Genomic DNA, 22,571 nt, shown 5'->3' on the forward strand with positions numbered 1-22,571 from the left:
TTACGGCCGCAGCTGCGGCTCGCGCTCCAGGTCCTGCCGGTCGAGCACCGCGTCGGCCTTGGCCAGCGGCTTCGCCGTGCGCTGGTCCGCCTGGACGGTGGCGGGGGCGACCCCGGCCCACTCGAGGATCTTCGCGGTGGCGAGGGTCTTCTCGCCCTCCTGCAGCTTGGCGACGTTCGCCCCGTGGTTGGCGCCGGGGGCGGTCATCACGTAGCTGTCGCGCGCGCCGTAGCCCAGCCGGAACGGCTCGGCGCCCCACGGGTCGTTCTGCCCGTAGACGAAGAGCATCCGGTGGGCGTTGTTCTGCACCCAGGTGTCCACGTCGCGCATCGCCCACGGCTGGAACGTCATGGGGATGTCGCGCGGCACGAAGTTCCGCGGCGGCTGGTAGCCGTAGCGGCTCAGGCTGCCCAGGTGGGGCTGCTTGATGTCGGGCGAGCCGAGCTGGGTGCCGGCCTGGTAGTAGTACGGCGTGTACGTGTTCAGGCCCTGGTCGGAGTAGGCCGAGAAGCCGGAGATGGCGTCCACGGTGTCCCAGATCTCCTGGTCGGAGGCGGTGGCCGCGACCGGGACCGAGGCGCAGTCCGACTCCAGGCTGTACTGCCAGAAGGCCCACACGTAGTCGAGGACGACGGCTTCGAAGGCCTTGTCGAGGTCTCCGACGGTGGTGAAGGTCCAGCCGTTCTCGGCGGCCGCCGCCGCGTACTTGGCCTCCAGCGGCTCACGGCGCAGCAGCGCCTCGCGCTGGACGTTGTTCAGGCGGTCGCGGCACTCCTTGCTGCCGACCTTGGCGAAGAACCGGTCGTAGGCCGAGTCCTCCTGGTTGACCACGTCGTTGGGCGCGACGTACGCGACGACACCGTCCATGTCGCGCGGGTAGAAGCGCTCGTAGTACGTGGCGGTCATGCCGCCCTTGCTGCCGCCGGTGGACAGCCAGTTCTTCTTGTAGATCTTCTTCAGGGCGCCGAAGATGCGGTGCTGGTCGCTGGCGGCCTGCCAGATGTCCAGCTTGCCCCAGTCGGCCGGGTCGGCGGGCCGGGACGGCGTGAAGAAGCGGTACTCCATCGACACCTGGTTGCCGTCGACGATGGCCGTCGGCTCGCTGCGGCGCGGGTTGGTGTTGACGTTGTAGCCGGAGGTGAAGAAGACGGTCGGGCGGTTGGTGTCCTTGTGCAGCAGGGTGATCCGCTGCTTGAAGGTGCCCTGCCACGGCTTCCGGTGGTCCACCGGCTGCTCGTAGTTGAGTACGAAGAAGCGGTAGCCGGGGTACGGCTTCTCCTCTATGAGGCTCATCCCCGGTATCGCGAGGACCTGGTCCTTGATGTCCGGGCCGGCGGCCGGCCCGGCGGCGGTGGCCGCCGAGGCCGTGAAGCCGGCCGCGCCCGTGGTGCCGATCAGCAACACGAGCGACAACAGCCATCTGAGCGCCTTGCGCATTCACCCTCCCCTTGAGTTCACTGCGGTCGCCGTGAACCTAGCGGGGTCAACACGCCGGTGACCAGACCCGGTTGGGACGGGGAGGCCGGTTCAGCAGAGAATCCAGCCAGAGGAGACCGAACCGGACCCGACCTCGCCGCGCACGTACACGCAGCGGCTCAGCGCGTACACGGAGACGGGGCCGGCGAACCGGCTGAACCGGCCGCTGTCGCGGACCGGCACGCCGCCGCGCGGCTGGATGCTGACGGACATGTGCTGCCATACGCCGCTGCGGTAGGGCAGGGTGACGGCGCAGGCGTGGGTGCGGGTCTTGTAGACCCGCACCTCGCCGGTCGAGAACGGCAGTGTCTTGACGAGCCGTCCGGCGCAGCCGCCGGTGGCGGCCTGCGCGGGCGTCGCGGTGAACAGCCCTGCCGCGGCGAGGCCCACGCCCGCCGCGCACACACCCAGGGCCTTGGTCAGCCGGCCCGTCCTGCCCCACCCGTGGAACACGCTTCCCCCAGTCGGTCGTACGTATCACGTACGGACGTACGACGCAGGGGCCGACGGGATGGTTGCATTAGGGGGTGTCCGGCGGATCAGGGTCGGATAGCCCGGGTCGTCTGGTGCCGTGGATTGCAAGGCGGAGGAGGGAGCCCATGCGGAGCATCGGCGACCGACGACAACGCGGCAAGCCGCGGTGCCAGGCGGCCCGGGCCCGGCCATGATCCGCCGGACACCCCCCTAGGCCGCGGCGGGCTCGTCCTCGCCGACGAAGGTCCGCCACAGGTCGGCGTACCGGCCGCCGCGGGCCAGGAGTTCGGTGTGCGTGCCGTCCTCGACCACCCGGCCGCGGTCCATCACCACGACCCGGTCGGCGCGGGCGGCGGTGGTGAGCCGGTGGGCCACGACCAGGGTGGTCCGCTTGCCGGCGAGCCGGTCGGTGGCCTGGTTGACGAGTGCCTCGCTCGCCAGGTCCAGGGCGGCGGTGGCCTCGTCGAGCAGCAGCACGTCGGGGTCGACGAGTTCGGCCCGGGCCAGCGCGATCAGCTGACGCTGCCCGGCCGACAGGTTGCGGCCGCGTTCGGCGACGGTGTGCAGGTAGCCGCCGTCCAGGGTGGCGATCATGTCGTGGGCGCCGACCGCGCGGGCGGCCGCCTCCACTTCGGCGTCGCTCGCGTCGGGCCGCCCGTACGCGATGGCGTCCCGGACCGTCCCCGGGAAGAGGTACGACTCCTGGGGGACCACGCCCAGCCGGTGCCGGTACTCCGTCAGGTCGAGCTCGCGCAGGTCGGTGCCGTCGGCGGTGACCCGGCCGGAGGTCGGGTCGTAGAACCGGGCGACGAGCTTGACCAGGGTGGACTTTCCGGCTCCGGTCTCGCCGACGAAGGCGACGGTCTGGCCGGCGGGGATCCGCAGGTCGATTCCGGCCAGGGCGTCCCCCTTCTCCCCGCGCTCCTCGGCGGTGCCGTACTGGAACCGGACCCCCTCGAAGGCGATCTCCCCGCGGAGCGCGGCCACTTCGCGCGGGGCGGCGGGCAGCGGGGTGGTGGTGGGTTCCCGCAGCAGGCCCTGGATGCGGCCCAGCGAGACCGTGGCCTGCTGGTATCCGTCGAAGACCTGGGAGAGCTGCTGGACCGGGGCGAAGAACAGGTCGATGTAGAGCAGGTAGGCGACGAGCGCGCCGGTGGTCAGGGTGCCGGCTTCGACCCGGCCCGCGCCGACGATCAGCACGGCGGCCGCGGCGACCGAGGACAGCAGCTGAACGAACGGGAAGTAGACGGATATCAGCCACTGGCCGCGGACCCGGGCCTGGCGGTAGGAGTCGCTGCGCTCGGCGAACCGGGCGGCGCCGGAACGCTCGCGGCCGAAGGCCTGGACGATCCGCAGCCCGGAGACGGACTCCTGGAGGTCGGCGTTGACCAGGCTGACCCGGTCGCGGGCCAGCTCGTACGCCTTGACGGACCGGCGGCGGAACACGATCGTCCCGACCACCAGCAGCGGCAGGGTCGCGAAGACGATCAGAGCCAGCTCCACGTCGAGGACGAGCAGCGCGATCAGGATCCCGAAGAAGGTGAACACCGAGACGACGGCGGTGACCAGGCCGGTCTGCAGGAAGGTGGACAGGGCGTCCACGTCGGTGGTCATCCGGGTCATGATCTTGCCGGTGAGTTCGCGCTCGTAGTAGTCGAGGCCGAGCCGCTGGAGTTGCGCGAAGATCTTGACGCGGAGGGAGTAGAGCACCCGCTCGCCGGTCCGGCCGGTCATCCGGATCTCGGCGATCTGGGCCGCCCACTGGGCGAGGACGACGGCCAGCGCGAGCCCGGCGGCCACCCACACCGCACCGAGGGCGAGCTGTTCGACGCCCTCGTCGATGCCGTGCCGGATCAGGATGGGCAGCAGCAGGCCGGCGCCCGCGTCCACGGCGACCAGGCCGAGGCTGATGGCGAGCGGCGCCCAGAAGCCGCCGAGCAGCCGGCGCAGGCCGTAGCTGTCCTCGGGGGCGACGGCCCGCTGCTCGTCGATGTCGGGGGTGTCGGTGGCCGGCGGGAGCGCGGCGACCTGGGCGAGGAGTTCGGGGGTGGCGGGCATGCCGGCGACGGCACCGGCCATGGAGTGGCCGGGGCCGGGCGCGCCGGTGGCGGCGGCCGGGGCGGCGGCGGGGCCGGACTCGGCGTCGCGGCCGGACTCGCGGCCGGAGTCGGAGCCGCTGTCGCGGCGGCGCCACAGTTCGGGGGTGACGCCGTCCACCAGCCGGCGCTTGGCGCTGACCGGCTCGGAGTCGATCTCCGCCTCGATCTCCAGATCGCGTTCGAGGAGATCGCGCTCCATGCCCGCGAGGACCATGTCGGCGCTCTCGGGGGTGCGCGGGGACCCGCCGGCGAGCGCGTCGGGGTCGGTCAGGAGCCGGCGGAACAGCGCGGAGCCGCGTTCCAGTTCCTCGTAGGTGCCGAGGGCCGCGAGCCGGCCGTGGTCGAGGACGGCGATCCGGTCGGCGAGGGCGAGGGTGGAGCGGCGGTGGGCGATGAGGAGGGTGGTGCGGCCCGCCATGACGGAGCGCAGGGCCTCGTGGATCTCGTGTTCGATGCGGGCGTCGACGGCGGAGGTGGCGTCGTCGAGGAGCAGCAGCCGGGGGTCGGTCAGGATGGCGCGGGCCAGCGCGACGCGCTGGCGCTGGCCGCCGGAGAGGGTGAGGCCGTGTTCGCCGACCTTGGTGTCGTAGCCGGCGGGGAGGGCCTCGATGAAGCCGTCGGCCTGGGCGGCGCGGGCGGCGGCGCGGACCTCCTCCTCGGTGGCGTCGGGGCGCCCGTAGGCGATGTTGGCGCGTACCGAGTCGGAGAACAGGAACGAGTCCTCGGGCACGAGGCCGATCGCGGCGCGCAGCGAGTCGTGGGTGAGCTCGCGGACGTCGTGGCCGCCGATCCGGACGGTGCCGCGGGTGGCGTCGTAGAAGCGGGGCAGGAGCAGGGAGACGGTGGACTTGCCGCTGCCGGAGGCGCCGACGACGGCGACGGTCTCGCCGGGGGCGATGCGGAGCGAGAAGCCGTCGAGGACGGGCCGGTCGGGGTCGTAGCCGAAGGACACGTCCTCGAACTCGACGGTGGCGGGGGCGTCGGCGGGGAGTTCGACGGTGCCGTCCTGCATGGTCGGCTCGGTGTCGATGAGCTCCAGGACCCGCTCGACGCCGGCCCGGGCCTGCTGCCCGACGGTGAGGACCATGGCGAGCATGCGGACCGGGCCGACGAGCTGCGCGAGGTAGGTGGAGAAGGCGACGAAGGTGCCGAGGGTGACCTGTCCGCGGGTGGCCATCCAGCCGCCGAGGGCGAGGATGGCGACCTGGCCGAGGCCGGGTACGGCCTGCAGGGCGGGGGTGTAGCGGGAGTTCAGCCGGATGGAGCGCAGCCGCCCGGCGAAGAGCCGGCGTCCGGCCTCGCGCAGCTTGCCGGTCTCCTGCTCCTCCTGCCCGAAGCCCTTGACGACGCGGACGCCGGTGACGGCCCCGTCGACGACGCCGGCGACGGCGGCGGCCTGGCCCTGGGCGTACCAGGTGGCGGGGAAGAGCTTCTTGCGGCTGCGCTTGGCGATGAACCACAGGGCGGGGGCCATCAGCAGGGCGACGAGGGTCAGCAGCGGCGAGAGCCACAGCATGATCCCCAGGGATATCCCGAAGAGCAGGAAGTTGCCGATGGTCATCGGCAGCATGAAGAGCAGACCCTGGATGAGCTGGAGGTCGCTGGTGGCTCGGCCGACGACCTGTCCGGTGGAGAGCTCGTCCTGCCGGCGCCCGTCGAGCCGGGTGATGGTCGCGTACATCTCGGTGCGCAGGTCGTGCTGGACGTCGAGGGCGAGCCGGCCGCCGTAGTACCTGCGTATGTAGGTCAGTACGTAGACGGCTACCGCGGCGCCTATGAGCATCCCGGCCCACGGGCCCATGGGCCGGCTCCGGTCCCCGATCACGTCGTCGATGATCACCTTGGTGACCAGCGGTACGAGGGCCATGACGGCCATCCCGGCCAGTGAGGACCCGAGCGCGAGCAGCACGTTCGCCTTGTACCGCCAGGTGTAGGCGGCCAGCCGCCGCCCCCACCCCTGCTCTGTCCCGGCTGTCTCTGCGGCCGCCACGTGATGCCTCCCCGTCCGTCCTGCTCTACCGGAAGCCCAAACACAGTCGGACCCGGATTTCATCCCGCTGCAACAGTGGGGCGGCCATCCGGAGGAGGAGTGGAGCGTCAGAGGTGCGTGGGGGCGAACATCCGGAGGGTGGCCGGGAGGACCAGGACCGAGGGGCCCGGGGTGCTGAGGGACTGCTTGAGGTCGGCGGTGAGGGAGGCCGGGGTGGTGGTGGCGGCCGGGATGCCGAAGGAGGCCGCGAGGGCGACGAAGTCCGGGCGGGTGAGTTCGGTCGCGGTGGGGCGGCCGTACGCGTCGGTCATGTACTCGCGCAGGATGCCGTAGCCGCCGTCGTCCACGATCAGCCAGGTCACGTCCAGGTCGTGCTGCCGTGCCGTGGCGAGTTCGGCGATCGAGTACATCGCGCCGCCGTCGCCGGACACGGCCAGGACCGGGGTGTCCGGTTCGGCCACGCAGGCTCCGAGGGCGGCGGGGAAGGCGTAGCCGAGGCCGCCGGCGCCCTGGGCCGAGTGCATGGTGTTGGGGTGGCGGGCGTCGAAGGCCGACCAGGCCCAGTACGACAGGATCGTCATGTCCCAGAAGGACGGGGAGCGGGGCGACAGCGCCGACCGGATCGAGGTCAGGAGCTGCTGCTCCAGCCCGAGGTCCTGGGCGGCGAGGCGGCCCCCGATCTCGGCCAGGACCAGCTGGACCCGGGTCGCGGCGTGCGGGTCCTCCCGCCGGTCCACCGTTTCGAGCAGGGCCTGCAGGGCGAGGCGGGCGTCGGCGTGGATGCCGAGGGCGGGGTGGTTGGACTCCAGTTTGCCGAGGTCGGCTTCGATCTGGACGACCCGGCCGCCGGGGAAGAAGGTGTGGTAGTTCGAGGACAGCTCGCCCAGGCCGGAGCCGACCACCAGGAGGACGTCCGCGTCCTCCAGGAAGTCGGTCATGTGGCGGTCCTCCAGCCAGGACTGGAGGGACAGCGGGTGCGTCCAGGGGAAGGCGCCCTTGCCGCCGAAGGTGGTGACCACGGGGGCGTCGAGCCGTTCCGCCAGTTGCCTGAGCTTGCCCGCGGCGTCGGAGCGGATCACCCCGCCGCCCGCGATGATCACGGGGCGGGAGGCGTTCTGCAGCCAGTGCGCCGCCAGGGCGGTCAGCTCGGGCCTCGGCGCGAGCTCGTGCGGGGTCGCGTCCACGCCCGTGACCTGCGGGAGGACGGTCTCGGCCCGGAGGACGTCCTCGGGGATCTCCACCCAGACCGGGCCGTGCGGGGCGGTCAGCGCGGACTCCCAGGCCTCGGCGATGACCGAGGGGATCTGGGACTGGGTGCGGGCGGTGTGCACCGACTTGACCACGTCGCGGAAGGACGCGGCCTGGTCCCGCAGCTCGTGCAGGTGGCCGCGGCGGCCGCCGCCGAGGCCGGCGCTGGGCACCTGGGAGGAGATGGCCAGCACGGGCGCCGAGGCGGCCGCGGCCTCCGCGAGGGCCGGCAGCGCGGTCAGCGCGCCCGGCCCGGTGGACAGCAGCAGCGGGGTGGCCTCGCCGGTGAGGCGGCCGTACGCGTCGGCCGCGAACCCGGCGTTGTTCTCCACCCGGAGGGTGATCAGCCGCAGGTCGGAGCGGCCGACGGCGTCGAAGACGGCGAGCGCGTGCTGCCCGGGGATGCCGAACACGGTGGTCGCGCCCAGGCTGCGCAGCGTTTCCACGACCAGGTCCCCGCCGGTCCGGCCGGGCGGCGGCGCGAGGGCGGCCGCCATTTGCGCCTCGGTGGGACGGAGTACCAGGTCGTGGTCGTGCGTCACGCTTGACTAGCCCTTCGAAGCCGCGATCTGGCGGCTCATGATCGTGGTGAGCTCGTACGCGGTGTGCGAGGCCGCGACCGAGGTGATTTCTGCGTGATCGTACGCCGGGGCGACCTCGACGACATCGGCGGAAACCAGGTTGCAGGAGGACAGGCCCCGGATGATCTCCAGCAGCTCGCGGGAGGTCATGCCGCCGGCCTCCGGCGTGCCGGTGCCGGGCGCGTGGGCCGGGTCGAGCACGTCGATGTCGATGGAGATGTACAGCGGGCGGTCGCCGATGCGCTGGCGCAGCTGGTCGGCGACCTCGTCGGCGCCGCGGCGGTAGACGTCGGCGGAGGTGACGATGCCGAAGCCCATCTTGGCGTCGTCGTCGAGGTCCTGCTTGCCGTAGAGCGGGCCGCGGGTACCGACGTGGGAGAGCGCCTCGGTGTCGAGGATGCCCTCCTCGACGGCGCGGCGGAACGGCGTGCCGTGGGTGTACTCGGCGCCGAAGTAGGTGTCCCAGGTGTCCAGGTGCGCGTCGAAGTGGAGGAGCGCGACCGGGCCGTGCTTCTTGGCGACGGAGCGGAGCAGGGGGAGGGCGATGGTGTGGTCGCCGCCGAGGGTCATCAGGCGGGAGCCGGCGCCCAGCAGCTCGTCGGCCGCGGCCTCGACCGTCTCGACGGCTTCGTTGATGTTGAAGGGGTTCACCGCGATGTCGCCGGCGTCGGCGACCTGGGCGAGGGCGAAGGGGGAGGCGTCCTGGGCCGGGTTGTACGGGCGCAGCAGGCGGGAGGCCTCACGGATGGCGTTGCCGCCGAAGCGGGCGCCGGGGCGGTAGGACACACCGGAGTCGAAGGGCACGCCGACGACGGCGACGTCGGCGGAGCCGACCTCGTCGAGCCGGGGCAGCCGGGCGAAGGTGGCCGGGCCGGCGTAGCGCGGGATGCGGGAGGAGTCGACGGGTCCGCGCGGCTGCTGCGTGCTGTGCGTACTCATGGCGGGTGGCCCTTCATCGATAACGGTGCGGTGCTTCGAGCGTAAGCGGCGGGCCCCCCACCACGAAGTGTACGTTTCATCCACTGTGCCGGTCCGATATGTACGGAGCATCCATGCCAGAGCATCCCCCTACACCGGCGGTGGGGCTGGCCGCCCTGGGGCTGCGCCGCCTCGCCGGGCCCGCCGAGGCGGAGATCCACGGCGTCCACGCCTCCGAGATGGCCGACCCCACCCCCTATCTGCTGGGCGGCGAGCTGCTGCTCACGGCGGGGGCCTGGCAGGCGGACCCGGCGGAGTACGTGGCCCGGCTGGTCCGGGCCGGGGTGGCGGTGCTCGGGTTCGGGGTGACGCCCGTGCACGAGCGGGTCCCCCAGGCGCTGGTCGAGGCCTGCGCGGCGGAGGGGCTGCCGCTGGTGGAGGTGGAGCCCGGCACGCCGTTCACCGCGGTGGCCCGCACGGTGTGGCGGCTGATGGCGGAGTCCCGTACCCGGGAGCTCCGCCGGGTCACCGAGGCCCAGCAGTCCCTCGCGGCCGCGGCGGCCCGGCCCGACCCGGTCCCGGCGGTCCTGGGCCGCCTGGCGGCGGCGGTGGGCGGCCGGGCGGAGCTGACCTCCCCGGACGGGCCGGCCCGTACGGCGGGCCGCCCGGCGTCGCCCGAGGTCGCGGCAGCGCTGACGGCCCTGGCCCGGCGGGTGGGTACGGGCGGCCCGGCCACCGCCTCGGACGAGCACTCGGGCTGGACCCTGACCGCGTACGCGCTGGGGCGGGCCGGCCGGGGCGGCGGCGAGCACCGGCCGGCCCTGGGCGTGGCCGCCCCGCAGCGCGCCCCGGGCGACCACACCATCGCCGGCATCGCGGCGGTGCTGCTGACCCTGCTGACCGCGCCCCGCCCGGGCGGGGCGGAGGCCGCCGCCCTGACCCGCCTCCTCCTGGACGGCTCCCCCACCGAGGCCGCGGCGCTGCTCGGGCCGGGCCCGTGGACGGTGGTCCACGCGCAGGGCTCCGGCGACCCGGCCGGCCTGGCGGCCGCGCTGGGCACCTCGCTCGTGGACGCGGCGGCGGACGGGGTACGCCTGATCACCGCGCGGGACCCGGAGCCGCAGCCCGGCTGGACCCTCGGCGCGAGCGCCCCCGCCGGGGCGGAGCAGCTGGCGGCGGCCGACGGCCAGGCGGCCCGCGCCCTGCGCCGGGCCCGCGGCGCCCGCGCACCCCTGGCGCGGCACAGCGAGGCCGGGCTCGACGCCCTGGTCTCCGAGGAGGAGGCCCGGGCACACGCGCGGGCCGTGCTGGCGCCGCTGGGCCCCGTACTCGCGGACACCCTGCGCGGCTGGCTGGCCCAGCACGGCAGCTGGGACCGCACGGCGGCGGCCCTGGGCATCCACCGCAACACGGTCCGCCAGCGCATCGCCCGTTGCGCGGCGCTGCTGGGCCGGGACCTGGACGACCCCGACGTGCGCATGGAGCTGTGGTTCGCCCTCCGACACAGCGAACAGCCGTGACGGAACAGCTCACTCCGAAAGAATCATCTGCCAACACGGCCAAAATACAACGCGTTTGGCGTCCGGATTTGGCACAGTCGATAGGCAGGCACTTCACACCCGCACACAAGGGGGAAGCGGAAAGTGAAATCGATCATGCGATTAAGGTCCGTGACCGTGGGCGTCCTGGCCGGCGCCCTGTCGGTGGTTCTGCTCCCGGCGGCGGGGGCGAGCGCCGCGACCGCAGCCGACCCGGCGGCGGTCCGCGACCGCACCGTCGACGCGGCGACCACCAAGGACTTCGCCGCCCTCGCCGATGCCGTACTCACCAAGCGCACCTCGGCCCTGCTGGACGGCGCCCGCCCGGACGCCTACGCGGCGACGCCCCCGTCGGGTGCCGTACGCGTCGCGAGCAGCCTGGCCCGCGCCGAGGACGCGGCCGTCACCGGCCTGGTCCAGCGCAAGGCGCGGCTCGCCGCGCTGAAGGAGGCGTACACGGCGGCAAAACTCGACGTCGACATCGACAGCGTGCAGATCAACGGCGACCGCGCGAAGGTGCGAGTCACCGAGACCACGGAACTCACCTACAAGCGGATCCACGGCGACGAGCCGCCGACGACCGGCTTCCAGGCGCGGCACGAACTCGCCTTCACCGCCGGCCGGGACGGATCGTGGCAGCTCACCGCCGTCTCCCCGCTCGACCGGGACGGACCGGCCGCGATCAACGCACCGGACACCACCGTCGTGGACGAGGGCGGCGTGGCGGTCCCCGGGGCCGAACCCGCCGGCACCGCCGTACCCGCGCAGCCGCAGTCGAAGCTCTCGGTGCGGGCCGGGTACGACTACGGCGCGATGGCCAGGTACGCCGAGAAGTACTGGAAGAACTACAACCCGGCGTACCGGAAGTTCAACGACGTCGGCGGAGACTGCACCAACTTCATCAGCCAGTCCCTGCGGGCGGGCGGCTGGAAGAACGACACCGGCTGGTACAAGAGCTACAAGAACTGGTGGTACAACTCCGCGAACCAGACCACGTCCTGGGTGAACGTGAACTACTGGGCGTCGTTCGCGCTGTACAGCAAGCGGACGTACAACCTTTCGAACGTGTACCACCTGGGCGTCGGGGACATCCTCCAGATGGACTTCAGCGGCAACGGGTCCAAGGACCACTCGATGATCACCACGTACCGCAGCTCGCGTGGTGTTCCCTACCTCACGTACCACTCCAACAACACCTACCGGAAGTCGGTGTCGAGCATTGTGGCGCAAAACCCGGGGGCCAAGTACTACGCCTTCCGCACCTGACCGAGGCGGCCGCCGCCTGTCCTCCCGGATCGCGGCCGGGGTCGCCGCCTCGCTCTGCGCCGCCCTGATCGCCGCATGCGGCGGGGGTGGCGACGAGAAGGCGGACCTGGCCGACCAGGACCGCTTCCTCCGGTCGTACGTGGCGCTGCTCAACCGGTCGGACGAGGCCGGCCTGGCCGACCTCCTCGACGACCATCCGTACGGCAAGGCCGACGCCTCCGCCCGGATCAAGAAGTACGGAGGCCAGGACTGGGACGTCGCCTGGACCCGGACCTCGGAGTTCCCCGATGTCTGGACCGTACGGCTGACCGGCACCGCCAAGGCCGCGCAGCGTCCCGTCGAGGTGAGCGAGACCGTCAGCTGGGAGGACGAGCACTGGCTGCTCACCCCGCTGGAGGGCGTGGTGCCGAAGCCGTCCGGCGCGGCGGACACCACCCCGCCACCCTGACGGCCCCACCGTCCCGACCCGCTCGGGCCCGCGTCCCCGTGAAGGGGCCGCGGGTCCGGGCAGGGCCGACCCGCGTCACGGGTTGGCGGTCACCTCGAAGCCGGCGCCGAAGACGTCGGCGGGGTCGGCGGTGTCCCGGGCGCGCAGGTCGGCCAGGATGTTCGCCGAGCTGGTGTACACGTACCAGGGGTACGAGATGATCATCCCCTTGGTGATGCCGGCCCAGGGCCCCTCGGCCCGGTAGCCGTTGGCCTCCGAGGGGTAGGCCGTCCCCGGCACGTGCCAGATGGTCGGCCCGCCGGAGTCGCCCGCCTGGTGCTGGGGATGGGCCTGGTACACGCCCTGGGCGTTGTTGGTGATCCGCCCGTACCAGATGCCCAGCTGTCCGGAGACGACCAGCTCGTTGTTGTTGAACCAGGCCGCGCCGAGCAGCCGCTCGCTGTTCAGGGCCGGGCTGAGGGCGTTGGGGCTGGGGGTCCCGCCGGGCACCTCCAGCACGCCGGTCTGCTTCAGGGTCGGCCCCTGGGAGGACAGGGTGACCTCCGGGACCAGCTCGATGACCATGTAGTCCTTGGTGACGTGGCCGGTCATGGACCCCTCGGGGTCCTTGAAGTAGCGCACCCAGCCGATGGGGCCCCAGCCGATGTCCTGCCGGTGGTAGACGGGGAGGATGTTGTCGCGCAGCTCACGGTCGGCGTGCTGGTAGTAGCCGTTGCCGCAGTGCCCGGCGGAGATGGCTATCCTCCGCCCGTAGTCGTCGTTGCCGACGGCCCCGATGGTGCAGAAGCTGTTCGGGGTGGAGGCGTTGAACACGATCTGCATCGCGTTGTGGACGCGCTTCGCCGCCCGGGGCTCCTCCGCGCTCGCGGCCTGGGCCGTACCCAGGCCGAGCGTCACGGTGGCCGCCATGGCTGCCGCAAGGCTGATCAGCCGCCTGAACATAGGGGTTCCTGTTCTGTCGAGGACAAGATCGACCCCTGAGTCAACCGGCGGCACCCGCCCCGACAGAAGGGGAATTCCGGACACGCCCCCTCGGCGCCCGGCGAGCCGGGGTCGAGAGGGTGTGAGGGGAACGACATATGGACAGCGAGGACAACCCGCCGGTAACTTAGTCTGAGCAAGCGCTTAGGCATAAGCGGCGGACCGCCGCCACCGAAGGGAGCCGGCCGTGCGCCGTACCGTATTCAACGAGGACCACGAGGCGTTCCGGGAGACCATCCGGGCCTTCATCGAGGCTGAGGTCGTCCCCGTCTACGACGAGTGGTTCGCGGCCGGCCAGGCGCCGCGCGACTTCTACTACAAGCTCGGCGAGCTGGGCGTCTTCGGCATCAACGTCCCCGAGGAGTTCGGCGGCGCGGGCCTGGACACCCACAAGTTCGAGGCCGTCCTGTACGAGGAGACCTCGCGCGCGGGCGTGAACTTCGGCGGCTCCGGCGTGCACGTGCTGCTCGCCCTCCCGTACATCAAGATGCTCGCCACCGACGAGCAGAAGAAGCGCTACCTCCCGAAGTTCGTCTCCGGCGAGGAGATGTGGGCGCTGGCGATGACCGAGCCGGGCACCGGCTCCGACGTCGCGGGCATGAAGACCACCGCCAAGCTCTCCGAGGACGGCACCCACTACGTCCTCAACGGCGCCAAGACCTTCATCACCGGCGGCGTGCACGCCGACCGCGTGATCGTCTGCGCCCGCACCTCCGCCCCCAGCGAGCAGGACCGCCGCTTCGGCATCTCCCTCTTCGCCGTGGACACCAAGTCGGAGGGCTACTCCATCGGCCGCAAGCTGGACAAGCTCGGCCTGCGCACCTCCGACACCGCCGAGCTGGCGTTCGTCGACGTGAAGGTCCCGGTCGAGGACCTGCTCGGCGAGGAGAACAAGGGCTTCTACTACCTCGGCGCCAACCTGCCCTCCGAGCGCTGGGGCATCGCCTTCGGCGCGTACGCGCAGGCCAAGGCCGCCGTCCGGTTCGCCCAGCAGTACGTGACGGAGCGCACCGTCTTCGGCAAGCCGGTCGCGCACTTCCAGAACACCAAGTTCGAACTGGCCTCCTGCCAGGCCGAGGTGGACGCCGCCGAGGCGGTCGCCGACCGCGCCCTGGAGGCCCTGGACGCCGGCGAGCTGACCGCCGCCGAGGCCGCCTCCGCGAAGCTGTTCTGCACCGAGGTAGCGCACCGCGTCATCGACAAGTGCCTCCAGCTGCACGGCGGCTACGGCTACATGAACGAGTACCCGATCGCCCGCCTCTACGCCGACAACCGCGTGAACCGCATCTACGGCGGCACCAGCGAGGTCATGAAGTCCATCATCGCCAAGTCGATGGGCCTGTAAGTCCCCTTGGCTGAGCTCGACAAGAACGTGGCACTGGCGTCCCTCCTCGATCTGCTCGACCTGGAGCAGATCGAGGAGGACATCTTCCGCGGCACCAGCCGTGAGTCGGTGGTGCCGCGCGTGTTCGGCGGACAGGTCGCGGCCCAGGCACTGGTCGCGGCCGGCCGCACCGTGCCCGGGGACCGGGCGGCGCACTCCCTGCACTCGTACTTCCTGCGGGCCGGGGACGCGGGTGCGCCGATCGTCTACTCGGTCGACCGGATCCGCGACGGGCGGTCCTTCACCACCCGCCGGGTGGTCGCCGTCCAGCACGGCCAGCCGATCTTCCACCTCTCCGCGTCCTTCCAGACGTACGAGGACGGCCTCGACCACCAGGCCCCCATGCCGCCCGCACCGGACCCGGAGTCCCTGCCGACGGCCGCCGAGTCCCTGCCCCGCTACCGGGAGATCTTCCGCGATCCGGGCACGGTGGAACGGCTGGTCGAGGCGCGGGGCGCGGTGGACCTGCGGTACGCCACCACCCCACCGTGGGGCAGCGTCGGCGAGCCGGTGGAACCCCGCTCGCAGGTGTGGTTCCGTACGGCCGGAAAGCTCGCGGACGACCCGCTGCTGCACGTCTGCCTGGCCACCTACGTCTCCGACATGACCCTGCTCGACTCGGTGCTGCTTGCACACGGGCGGGGCGGCTGGGCGGTCGGCGACGTGGTCGGCGCCTCCCTGGACCACGCGATGTGGTTCCACCGGCCGTTCCGGGCCGACGAATGGCTGCTGTACGACCAGGAGTCGCCCTCCGCGCACGGCGGCCGGGGCCTGGGGCAGGCCCGGATCTACACCCAGGACGGGCGGCTGGCGATCACCGTCATCCAGGAGGGTGTCGTACGCGTCCCTCGCGCCTGAGCCCCGCCCCCGCGGTGGTGGGGGCGGGCGCCGGGCCCGGCCGGTCTCCCGGTCAGTCCCACCAGAACGTCCACTCCCGGGAGCCCGGCAGCTCCTGCGCGTACTCCCGGAGGGAGCCGGCGCCCTGCCAGACGTTGTCGGGGGCGAAGGCGAAGTGTTCGGCGGCCACCGCGAGGGACTCGGCGGAGGTGCGGGGCGGGGCGGCCACCGACAGGTCGAGCAGGTCGTAGCCGAGCGCGACCACACGGGCGCCGTACCGCTCCTCCCAGGAGCGCAGCACCGCGCCGAGCCGCGCCGTGTCGTCCTCGTGGTTCGTGGGACCGGTCCAGCCGATGGCGGAGGGTATGTCCGCCCTGCGGCGGGCCGGGACCAGCGCGAGCCGGGGGTTGCGGAGCCGTCCGCTCGCGAGGAGCGCCTCGGCCGTACGGGCCGCCTCGGCCTCCGGGTCGGCTCCGTCCCCGCCGGGCGTGGCCAGACCCGCCCAGGTGCGGCCGAACGGCGCGATCAGCTCCGCGCCCTCCCCCTCCGGGTCCGCGTCCTCCTCCTCGTCCGGGACGACGGCCTCCCAGTACTCGCGCAGCACCACCTCGACGTGGTGGTCGTCGGGGTCGGACATCCGGCCGGGGAGCAGCCGGTCCGCCCACCACGCCTTCGGCCCGTGGGTGTCGTGGAGCAGTACGGGCAGCAGCCCGGCGGATTCCGCCGCCGATCGGTACTGCGCCCAACTGCCGGGCTCCGCCGCCTCGTCGGCCAGCCACAGCAACGGCGCGCCGCCCTGCGCGATCACCGACCCGGCCGGCAGGCCGAGTCCGTCGGGCAGGGCTGACAGGGGGTGCGAAGGCGTCGTCATGGGGCCGACCGTACCGACGGGCACTGACATCGCCGGGGCGGCACTCACAGGGGCAGCGCCCGCCGGAGCACCGCCCGCCGGACGCCCGCCGGGGCAGCACCCGCCGGACGCCCGCCGGAGCAGCGCCCGCCGGAGCAGCGCCCGCCGGAGCAGCGCCCGCCGGGCAGCGCCGGATGCCGGGCCGGCCGGGGGCCTCAGGCCTCGTCTGCGGCGGCGCCCGTCTCCGAGAGCCCGGCCGTGCCCAGCAGGTACGCCACCAGGGGGTCGTAGTAGCGGGGGTCGCGGACGTGGTCGTCCAGCGGGACGGCGACCTGGAGGGTGCCTTCCGCCTCGCCGAGGAACAGGGCGGGGTCGTTGCAGTCCGCGTAGCCGACCGCGTCGAGGCCGCGCTGGGCCGCGCAGCCCGCCCAGCCGTGGTCGGCGACGACCAGGTCGGGCTGGGGGCGGCCGGCCGCGGCCAGGCCGTCGAGGATCGCGGCCATCGGTTCCGGCGAATGGGTGTGCCACAGGGTGGCGCCGCGCTCCAGGACCGCCACGTCCGCGAACTGCCACACCGAGCCCTCGTCCGCGGTCAGCCCGGCCGGGATGACGACGATCTCGCAGCCCGCCGCGCGCAGGGCGGCCGCCGTGGCCCGGTGGACGTCCAGCAGGCCGCCCGGGTGGCCGGTGGCCAGCAGGACGCTGTGCCGGTCCAGCGCCGCCTTGTGCAGCCGGGCCGCCATCCGGTCCAGCGCGTCCACGGTCAGCTCGGGGTCGATGGTGTCCTGGCCGTAGCGGTGTGCCGGATCGTCGACCACGCCGCAGCGTTCGGCCATCACCGCGAGGACGTCCTGCTCGTCGGCCCAGCGGTCGCCCAGCTCCAGGCCCAGCCAGTAGTGGCGGTCGCCGTTGGCGAGCTTGCGGTAGTGGGAGAGGTTGTTCTCCCGGGGCGTCGCCACGTGGCCCGCGATACGGGTCCGGACGAGGTGGTCGATGAGTTCCGCGCGGCTGGGTATCGGCATGCGGCCCATTCTGCCGCCGCCCGGCCGGAGGCGTCGGCTCCGTCCCGCCACGCGGGACACCGGGCCACCGGCCGCGACTACGGCCGCGGCTACTCCGACAGGGCGGCGAAGGCGCCGTTCACGAGGCGGCGCAGCAGCGATTCGGTGGCCTCCCGGCCCAGCGAGCCGAGGTGCGGGGTGGAGTTCAGCAGGCCGAAGACGGCGTGCACGGCCACCCGGGCCTCCGCCTCGGGGGCGGCCGGGTGCAGTTCCCGTACGACCTCGACCCACAGCTCGACGTACTGCCGCTGGAGCTGCCGGACCAGCTTGCGGTCCTCGTCGCGCAGCCGGTCCAGCTCGCGGTCGTGGAGGGTGATCAGCGCCCGGTCGTCGAGGGCGAAGTCGATGTGGCCGTCGATGAGGGAGGCGAGGACCGCCGCCGGGTGCCCGGCCGCCTCGGCGACCCGGTGCCGGCCGCCGGTGAGCAGCCGCTCGCTGATGCCGACCAGCAGCTCGGCCAGCATGGCGTCCTTGCCGGCGAAGTGGCGGTAGAGGCCGGGGCCGCTGATGCCCACGGCCGCGCCTATCTCGTCGACTCCGACGCCGTGGAATCCGCGCTCGGCGAAGAGACGAGCGGCCTCACTGAGGATCTGCTCGCGACGGGTGGGGGCGGCCGCTCTGGTGGTCATGGGAATCCATTCTAGACAGGGCCGTTAGCGGTCGTTAACCTGAGCGGGTCAAGCGTTAACGCTCATTAACCGAGGGCAAGGGGGCTCACGGGATGCAGCAGGCACCGGTGCTTCAGAGTGCCGCCGATCCGGCGTCCGAAGCCTGGCGGTCCAACGAGGCCGCCCACCGCGAGCTCGCCGAGGGGCTCCGGGCCCGCCTGGAGACCGCCCGGCTCGGCGGCGGTGAGAAGGCCCGCGCCCGGCACACCGCCCGCGGGAAGCTGCTGCCGCGTGACCGGGTGGACACCCTCCTCGACCCGGGCTCCCCCTTCCTGGAGCTGGCCCCGCTGGCCGCCGAGGGCATGTACGGGGGCGCGGCCCCGGCCGCCGGGGTGATCGCGGGCATCGGGCGGGTCAGCGGCCGCGAGTGCGTGATCGTCGCCAACGACGCCACCGTCAAGGGCGGCACGTACTACCCGATGACCGTGAAGAAGCACCTGCGGGCCCAGGAGGTGGCGCTGGAGAATCGTCTCCCCTGCCTCTACCTCGTCGACTCGGGCGGCGCATTCCTCCCCATGCAGGACGAGGTGTTCCCGGACCGCGAGCACTTCGGCCGGATCTTCTACAACCAGGCCCGGATGTCCGGCGCCGGCATCCCGCAGATCGCCGCCGTCCTCGGCTCCTGCACGGCCGGCGGCGCGTACGTCCCGGCGATGAGCGACGAGGCGGTCATCGTCCGCAACCAGGGCACGATCTTCCTGGGCGGTCCGCCGCTGGTGAAGGCGGCGACCGGCGAGGTGGTCACGGCCGAGGAGCTGGGCGGCGGCGAGGTCCACTCGCGCGTGTCCGGCGTGACCGACCACCTCGCGGAGGACGACGCGCACGCGCTGCGGATCGTACGGAACATCGTCGCCACGCTCCCGCAGCGCGGCCCGCTGCCCTGGCCGGTGGAGCCGGCCGAGGAGCCGAAGGTGGACCCGTACGGCCTGTACGGCGCGGTGCCCGTCGACTCCCGCACCCCCTACGACGCCCGCGAGATCATCGCGCGGATCGCGGACGGCTCCCGCTTCCAGGAGTTCAAGGCCGAGTTCGGGACCACGCTGGTCACCGGATTCGCCCGGATCCACGGCCACCCGGTCGGGATCGTCGCCAACAACGGCATCCTGTTCGCGGAATCCGCCCAGAAGGGCGCCCACTTCATCGAGCTCTGCGACCAGCGAGGCATCCCGCTGCTGTTCCTGCAGAACATCTCCGGGTTCATGGTCGGCCGCGACTACGAGGCGGGCGGCATCGCCAAGCACGGCGCCAAGATGGTCACCGCGGTGGCCTGCACCCGGGTGCCCAAGCTGACGGTGGTCGTGGGCGGTTCGTACGGCGCGGGCAACTACTCGATGTGCGGACGGGCCTACTCCCCCCGCTTCCTGTGGATGTGGCCCAACGCCAAGATCTCCGTGATGGGCGGCGAGCAGGCCGCGTCCGTGCTGGCCACCGTCAAGCGGGACCAGATCGAGGGCGCGGGCCAGGAGTGGCCGGCCGAGGACGAGGACGCCTTCAAGGCGCCGATCCGCGCGCAGTACGAGGAGCAGGGCAACGCGTACTACGCCACCGCCCGGCTCTGGGACGACGGGGTCATCGACCCGCTGGAGACCCGGCAGGTGCTGGGACTCGCCCTGACCGCGTGTGCCAACGCCCCGCTGGGCGAGCCCGGCTTCGGCATCTTCCGAATGTGAGGACTTCTTCCATGTTCAGCACGGTCCTTGTGGCGAACCGGGGCGAGATCGCGGTCCGCGTCATCCGCACCCTGCGGGAGCTGGGCGTGCGGTCGGTGGCCGTCTTCAGCGACGCGGATGCCGACGCCCGCCATGTACGGGAGGCCGACACGGCCGTCCGGATCGGCCCGGCGGCGGCCGCCGAGAGCTATCTGTCGGTGCCGAAGCTGATCGACGCCGCCCGGCGCACCGGCGCGGAGGCGATCCACCCCGGCTACGGCTTCCTGGCGGAGAACGCCGCGTTCGCGGCGGCCTGCGCGGAGGCGGGGCTGGTCTTCATCGGGCCGCCCGCCTCGGCGATCTCCCTGATGGGCGACAAGATCCGGGCCAAGGAGACGGTCCGGGCCGCCGGCGTGCCGGTCGTCCCCGGCTCCTCGGGCTCCGGCCTCTCGGACGCCGAACTGACCGCGGCGGCCCGCGAGATCGGCATGCCGGTGCTGCTCAAGCCCTCGGCGGGCGGCGGCGGCAAGGGCATGCGGCTGGTCCGTGACGAGGCCGTCCTCGGGGACGAGATCGCCGCGGCCCGCCGCGAGGCCCGCTCCTCCTTCGGGGACGACACCCTGCTGGTGGAGCGGTGGATCGACCGCCCCCGGCACATCGAGATCCAGGTGCTGGCGGACGGCCACGGCAACGTGGTCCACCTGGGCGAGCGCGAGTGCTCGCTGCAGCGCCGCCACCAGAAGATCATCGAGGAGGCCCCGTCCGTCCTGCTGGACGAGAAGACCCGGGCCGCGATGGGCGAGGCCGCGGTGAACGCGGCCCGCTCCTGCGGGTACGTGGGCGCGGGGACGGTGGAGTTCATCGTCCCCGGCGGGGACCCCTCCGCCTACTACTTCATGGAGATGAACACCCGGCTCCAGGTGGAGCACCCGGTGACCGAGCTGATCACCGGCCTCGACCTGGTGGAGCAGCAGCTGCGCGTCGCCTCCGGCGAGGCCCTGGCCTTCGACCAGTCCGAGGTCACGCTGACCGGCCACGCGGTGGAGGCGCGGGTCTGCGCCGAGGACCCGGCGCGCGGGTTCCTGCCCTCGGGCGGCACCGTGCTGGCCCTGTCGGAGCCCTCGTCGCCGTCCGTGCGGACCGACTCCGGGCTGACCACGGGGGTGCCGGTGGGCAGCACCTACGACCCGATGCTGTCGAAGGTGATCGCGTACGGTCCGGACCGGGCGTCGGCGCTGCGGACGCTGCGGGCGGCGCTCGCCGACACGGTGATCCTGGGCGTCCAGACCAACGCGGGGTTCCTGCGGCGGCTGCTGGCCCACCCGTCCGTTGTCACGGGTGACCTGGACACCGGGCTGGTGGAGCGGGACCTCGCCTCCCTCCTCCCCGAGGGCGTCCCGGCGGAGGTGTACGCGGCGGCGGCGCTGCTGGCGGCCGAGGGCTCTTTCCCCCACCCCGCCCCTTCCCGTAACCGGGGGCTCCGCCCCCAGCCCCCCGCGCCTCAAACGCCCGGGGGGCTGGATGGCGGCGGCTGGGTCGACCCCTTCGGGGTGGCCGACGGCTGGCGCCTGGGCGGGACTCCCGCCTGGACGGTCCACCACTTCCGCCTCCCGGGCCAGGACCCGGTCGAGGTCCGCACCCGCGCCCGCGGCACCTCGTACGAGCTCCTGCTCGAAGCACCCCCGGCCCGTCCGGCCCTCTCAGCCCCGCCGGCGTTCGAGGCGCGGGGTCTGGGGCAGAGCCCCAGCACACCGGCCGCGGGCCGGATCGTGACCCGCACCCCCGACCGCCTCACCGTCGAACTGGACGGCCTCACGCACACCTTCGCGTACGCCTCCTCCCCGGACGGGGTATGGCTCGGGCGGGACGGGGACAGCTGGCACGTCCAGTCGCACGACCCGGTCGAGGCGAGCCTCACCGGCGCCGGCCGGGGAGGCGCCGACACCCTCGCCGCCCCCATGCCCGGCACCGTCACCGTCGTCAAGGTGGCGGTCGGCGACACGGTGGCCGCCGGCCAGAGGCTGCTCGTCGTCGAGGCGATGAAGATGGAGCACGTCATCTCCGCCCCGCACGCCGGCACCGTCACCGAGCTCGACGTGAGCCCCGGCAGCACCGTCGCCATGGACCAGGTACTCGCCGTCATCACCCCGGACGCGGAGGAGGAGCCCTCGTGAACGGCCTGCCCATGACCGTGCCCGCCGCCGGGCTGCCGGCCCGCGTGCGGATCCACGAGGTCGGCGCCCGCGACGGGCTGCAGAACGAGAAGACGGCGGTTCCCACCGCCGTCAAGGCGGAGTTCGTGCACCGCCTGGCCGCGGCCGGGCTGACCACCATCGAGGCGACCAGCTTCGTCCACCCCAAGTGGGTGCCGCAGCTGGCCGACGCCGAGCAGCTGTTCCCGCTGCTGGGCGACGTACCCGCCGAGCTCCCGGTGCTCGTGCCGAACGAGCGCGGACTCGACCGGGCGCTGGAACTCGGCGCCCGCCGGATCGCCGTCTTCGGCTCCGCCACCGAGACCTTCGCCGCCCGCAACCTCAACCGCACCGTCGCCGAGTCCCTCGCCATGTTCGAGCCCGTCGTGGCCCGCGCCAAGCAGGGCGGGGTGCACGTCCGCGGCTATCTCTCGATGTGCTTCGGCGACCCCTGGGAGGGCCCGGTCCCGGTCCGCCAGGTGGTCGGCGTCGCCAAGGCGCTGCTCGACCTCGGCTGTGACGAGCTGAGCCTGGGCGACACCATCGGCGTCGCCACCCCCGGGCACGTCCGGGAGCTGCTCGGCAGCCTCAACGAGGAAGGCGTCGGCACCGACCGCATCGGTGTGCACTTCCACGACACCTACGGCCAGGCCCTGTCCAACACCCTGGCCGCGCTCCAGCACGGGGTCACCACCGTCGACGCCTCCGCGGGCGGCCTCGGCGGCTGCCCGTACGCGAAGAGCGCCACCGGCAACCTCGCCACCGAGGACCTGGTGTGGATGCTCGACGGCCTCGGTATCGAGACCGGTGTCGACCTGGCCGCCCTCACCGCCACAAGCGTGTGGATGGCCGAACAGCTGGGCCGGCCCAGCCCCTCCCGTACCGTCCGCGCCCTCTCCCACAAGGAGTGA

The 22,571-nt window shown here is 72.9% G+C and carries 17 protein-coding genes; 8 read left to right on the forward strand and 9 right to left on the reverse strand.

What is annotated here, in order from left to right; genetic code table 11:
- From AB0447_RS25795 to speB, 5 genes are all read right to left on the reverse strand, one after another.
- Entirely contained in the window at window positions 1-1,437 is a 1,437-nt protein-coding gene (locus tag AB0447_RS25795) for an aminopeptidase (RefSeq protein ID WP_366479136.1), read from the reverse strand.
- A 90-nt stretch (window positions 1,438-1,527) separates the two neighbouring features.
- Window positions 1,528-1,929 (reverse strand): hypothetical protein, encoded by a 402-nt coding sequence (locus AB0447_RS25800; RefSeq protein WP_366479137.1) that lies wholly within the window; start codon window positions 1,927-1,929, stop codon window positions 1,528-1,530.
- Between the two features lie 231 nt (window positions 1,930-2,160).
- Window positions 2,161-6,039, reverse strand: a complete 3,879-nt coding sequence (locus AB0447_RS25805) for an ABC transporter ATP-binding protein (protein WP_366479138.1) — start codon at window positions 6,037-6,039, stop codon at window positions 2,161-2,163.
- A 107-nt stretch (window positions 6,040-6,146) separates the two neighbouring features.
- Window positions 6,147-7,829: a thiamine pyrophosphate-binding protein gene (locus tag AB0447_RS25810; RefSeq protein ID WP_366479139.1), complete on the reverse strand. Its 1,683-nt coding sequence runs from the start codon at window positions 7,827-7,829 to the stop codon at window positions 6,147-6,149.
- A 6-nt stretch (window positions 7,830-7,835) separates the two neighbouring features.
- Window positions 7,836-8,807, reverse strand: a complete 972-nt coding sequence (speB, locus tag AB0447_RS25815; RefSeq protein WP_366479140.1) for an agmatinase — start codon at window positions 8,805-8,807, stop codon at window positions 7,836-7,838.
- 113 nt (window positions 8,808-8,920) lie between these two features.
- Here speB and AB0447_RS25820 point away from each other — a divergent pair, with 113 nt between their 5' ends.
- The 3 genes from AB0447_RS25820 (at window position 8,921) to AB0447_RS25830 (ending at window position 12,038) form a co-directional block, all read left to right on the forward strand.
- Window positions 8,921-10,306 carry a PucR family transcriptional regulator gene (locus tag AB0447_RS25820; RefSeq protein WP_366479142.1) on the forward strand — a complete coding sequence of 462 codons (1,386 nt, stop codon included), beginning with the start codon at window positions 8,921-8,923 and terminating at the stop codon, window positions 10,304-10,306.
- Between the two features lie 150 nt (window positions 10,307-10,456).
- The gene (locus AB0447_RS25825; protein ID WP_366479143.1) at window positions 10,457-11,590 is read left to right on the forward strand and encodes an amidase domain-containing protein; all 1,134 of its coding nucleotides are present in this window, start codon (window positions 10,457-10,459) and stop codon (window positions 11,588-11,590) included.
- Window positions 11,544-12,038 carry a hypothetical protein gene (locus tag AB0447_RS25830; protein ID WP_366479145.1) on the forward strand — a complete coding sequence of 165 codons (495 nt, stop codon included), beginning with the start codon at window positions 11,544-11,546 and terminating at the stop codon, window positions 12,036-12,038. The genes AB0447_RS25825 and AB0447_RS25830 overlap by 47 nt, the downstream gene beginning before the upstream one ends.
- Before the next feature lie 75 nt (window positions 12,039-12,113).
- Here AB0447_RS25830 and AB0447_RS25835 read toward each other — a convergent pair whose 3' ends face one another.
- On the reverse strand, window positions 12,114-12,980 hold the full coding sequence (locus AB0447_RS25835; RefSeq protein WP_366479146.1) for a hypothetical protein: 867 nt from the start codon (window positions 12,978-12,980) through the stop codon (window positions 12,114-12,116).
- 226 nt (window positions 12,981-13,206) lie between these two features.
- On the opposite strand from AB0447_RS25835, the gene AB0447_RS25840 reads away from it, so the two are divergent.
- A complete protein-coding gene (locus tag AB0447_RS25840; protein WP_366479147.1) occupies window positions 13,207-14,364 on the forward strand; it encodes an acyl-CoA dehydrogenase family protein in 1,158 nt (385 codons plus the stop codon).
- A 6-nt stretch (window positions 14,365-14,370) separates the two neighbouring features.
- Window positions 14,371-15,261 carry an acyl-CoA thioesterase II gene (gene tesB / locus AB0447_RS25845; RefSeq protein ID WP_366479148.1) on the forward strand — a complete coding sequence of 297 codons (891 nt, stop codon included), beginning with the start codon at window positions 14,371-14,373 and terminating at the stop codon, window positions 15,259-15,261.
- A gap of 52 nt (window positions 15,262-15,313) precedes the next feature.
- Here the strand turns inward: tesB and AB0447_RS25850 are convergent, their stop codons facing one another.
- The 3 genes from AB0447_RS25850 to AB0447_RS25860 all read right to left on the reverse strand — a co-directional run bounded on the left by AB0447_RS25850 (window position 15,314) and on the right by AB0447_RS25860 (window position 17,780).
- Window positions 15,314-16,111 (reverse strand): DUF4253 domain-containing protein, encoded by a 798-nt coding sequence (locus AB0447_RS25850; protein ID WP_366479149.1) that lies wholly within the window; start codon window positions 16,109-16,111, stop codon window positions 15,314-15,316.
- A gap of 194 nt (window positions 16,112-16,305) precedes the next feature.
- Window positions 16,306-17,112, reverse strand: a complete 807-nt coding sequence (locus tag AB0447_RS25855; protein ID WP_366479150.1) for a phosphatase — start codon at window positions 17,110-17,112, stop codon at window positions 16,306-16,308.
- An 89-nt stretch (window positions 17,113-17,201) separates the two neighbouring features.
- Window positions 17,202-17,780 carry a TetR/AcrR family transcriptional regulator gene (locus AB0447_RS25860; RefSeq protein ID WP_366479151.1) on the reverse strand — a complete coding sequence of 193 codons (579 nt, stop codon included), beginning with the start codon at window positions 17,778-17,780 and terminating at the stop codon, window positions 17,202-17,204.
- Window positions 17,781-17,872: 92 nt separating this feature from the next.
- Here AB0447_RS25860 and AB0447_RS25865 point away from each other — a divergent pair, with 92 nt between their 5' ends.
- The 3 genes from AB0447_RS25865 to AB0447_RS25875 are packed head-to-tail and all read left to right on the forward strand — an operon-like array spanning window position 17,873 to window position 22,571.
- On the forward strand, window positions 17,873-19,489 hold the full coding sequence (locus AB0447_RS25865; protein WP_366479152.1) for a carboxyl transferase domain-containing protein: 1,617 nt from the start codon (window positions 17,873-17,875) through the stop codon (window positions 19,487-19,489).
- A gap of 11 nt (window positions 19,490-19,500) precedes the next feature.
- The gene (locus AB0447_RS25870; protein ID WP_366479153.1) at window positions 19,501-21,642 is read left to right on the forward strand and encodes an acetyl-CoA carboxylase biotin carboxylase subunit; all 2,142 of its coding nucleotides are present in this window, start codon (window positions 19,501-19,503) and stop codon (window positions 21,640-21,642) included.
- An 11-nt stretch (window positions 21,643-21,653) separates the two neighbouring features.
- Complete coding sequence (locus tag AB0447_RS25875; RefSeq protein WP_366479199.1) at window positions 21,654-22,571, forward strand: hydroxymethylglutaryl-CoA lyase; 918 nt, start codon at window positions 21,654-21,656, stop codon at window positions 22,569-22,571.

The organism is Streptomyces sp. NPDC051211, assembly GCF_040689505.1.
Classification (GTDB): Bacteria; Actinomycetota; Actinomycetes; order Streptomycetales; family Streptomycetaceae; genus Streptomyces.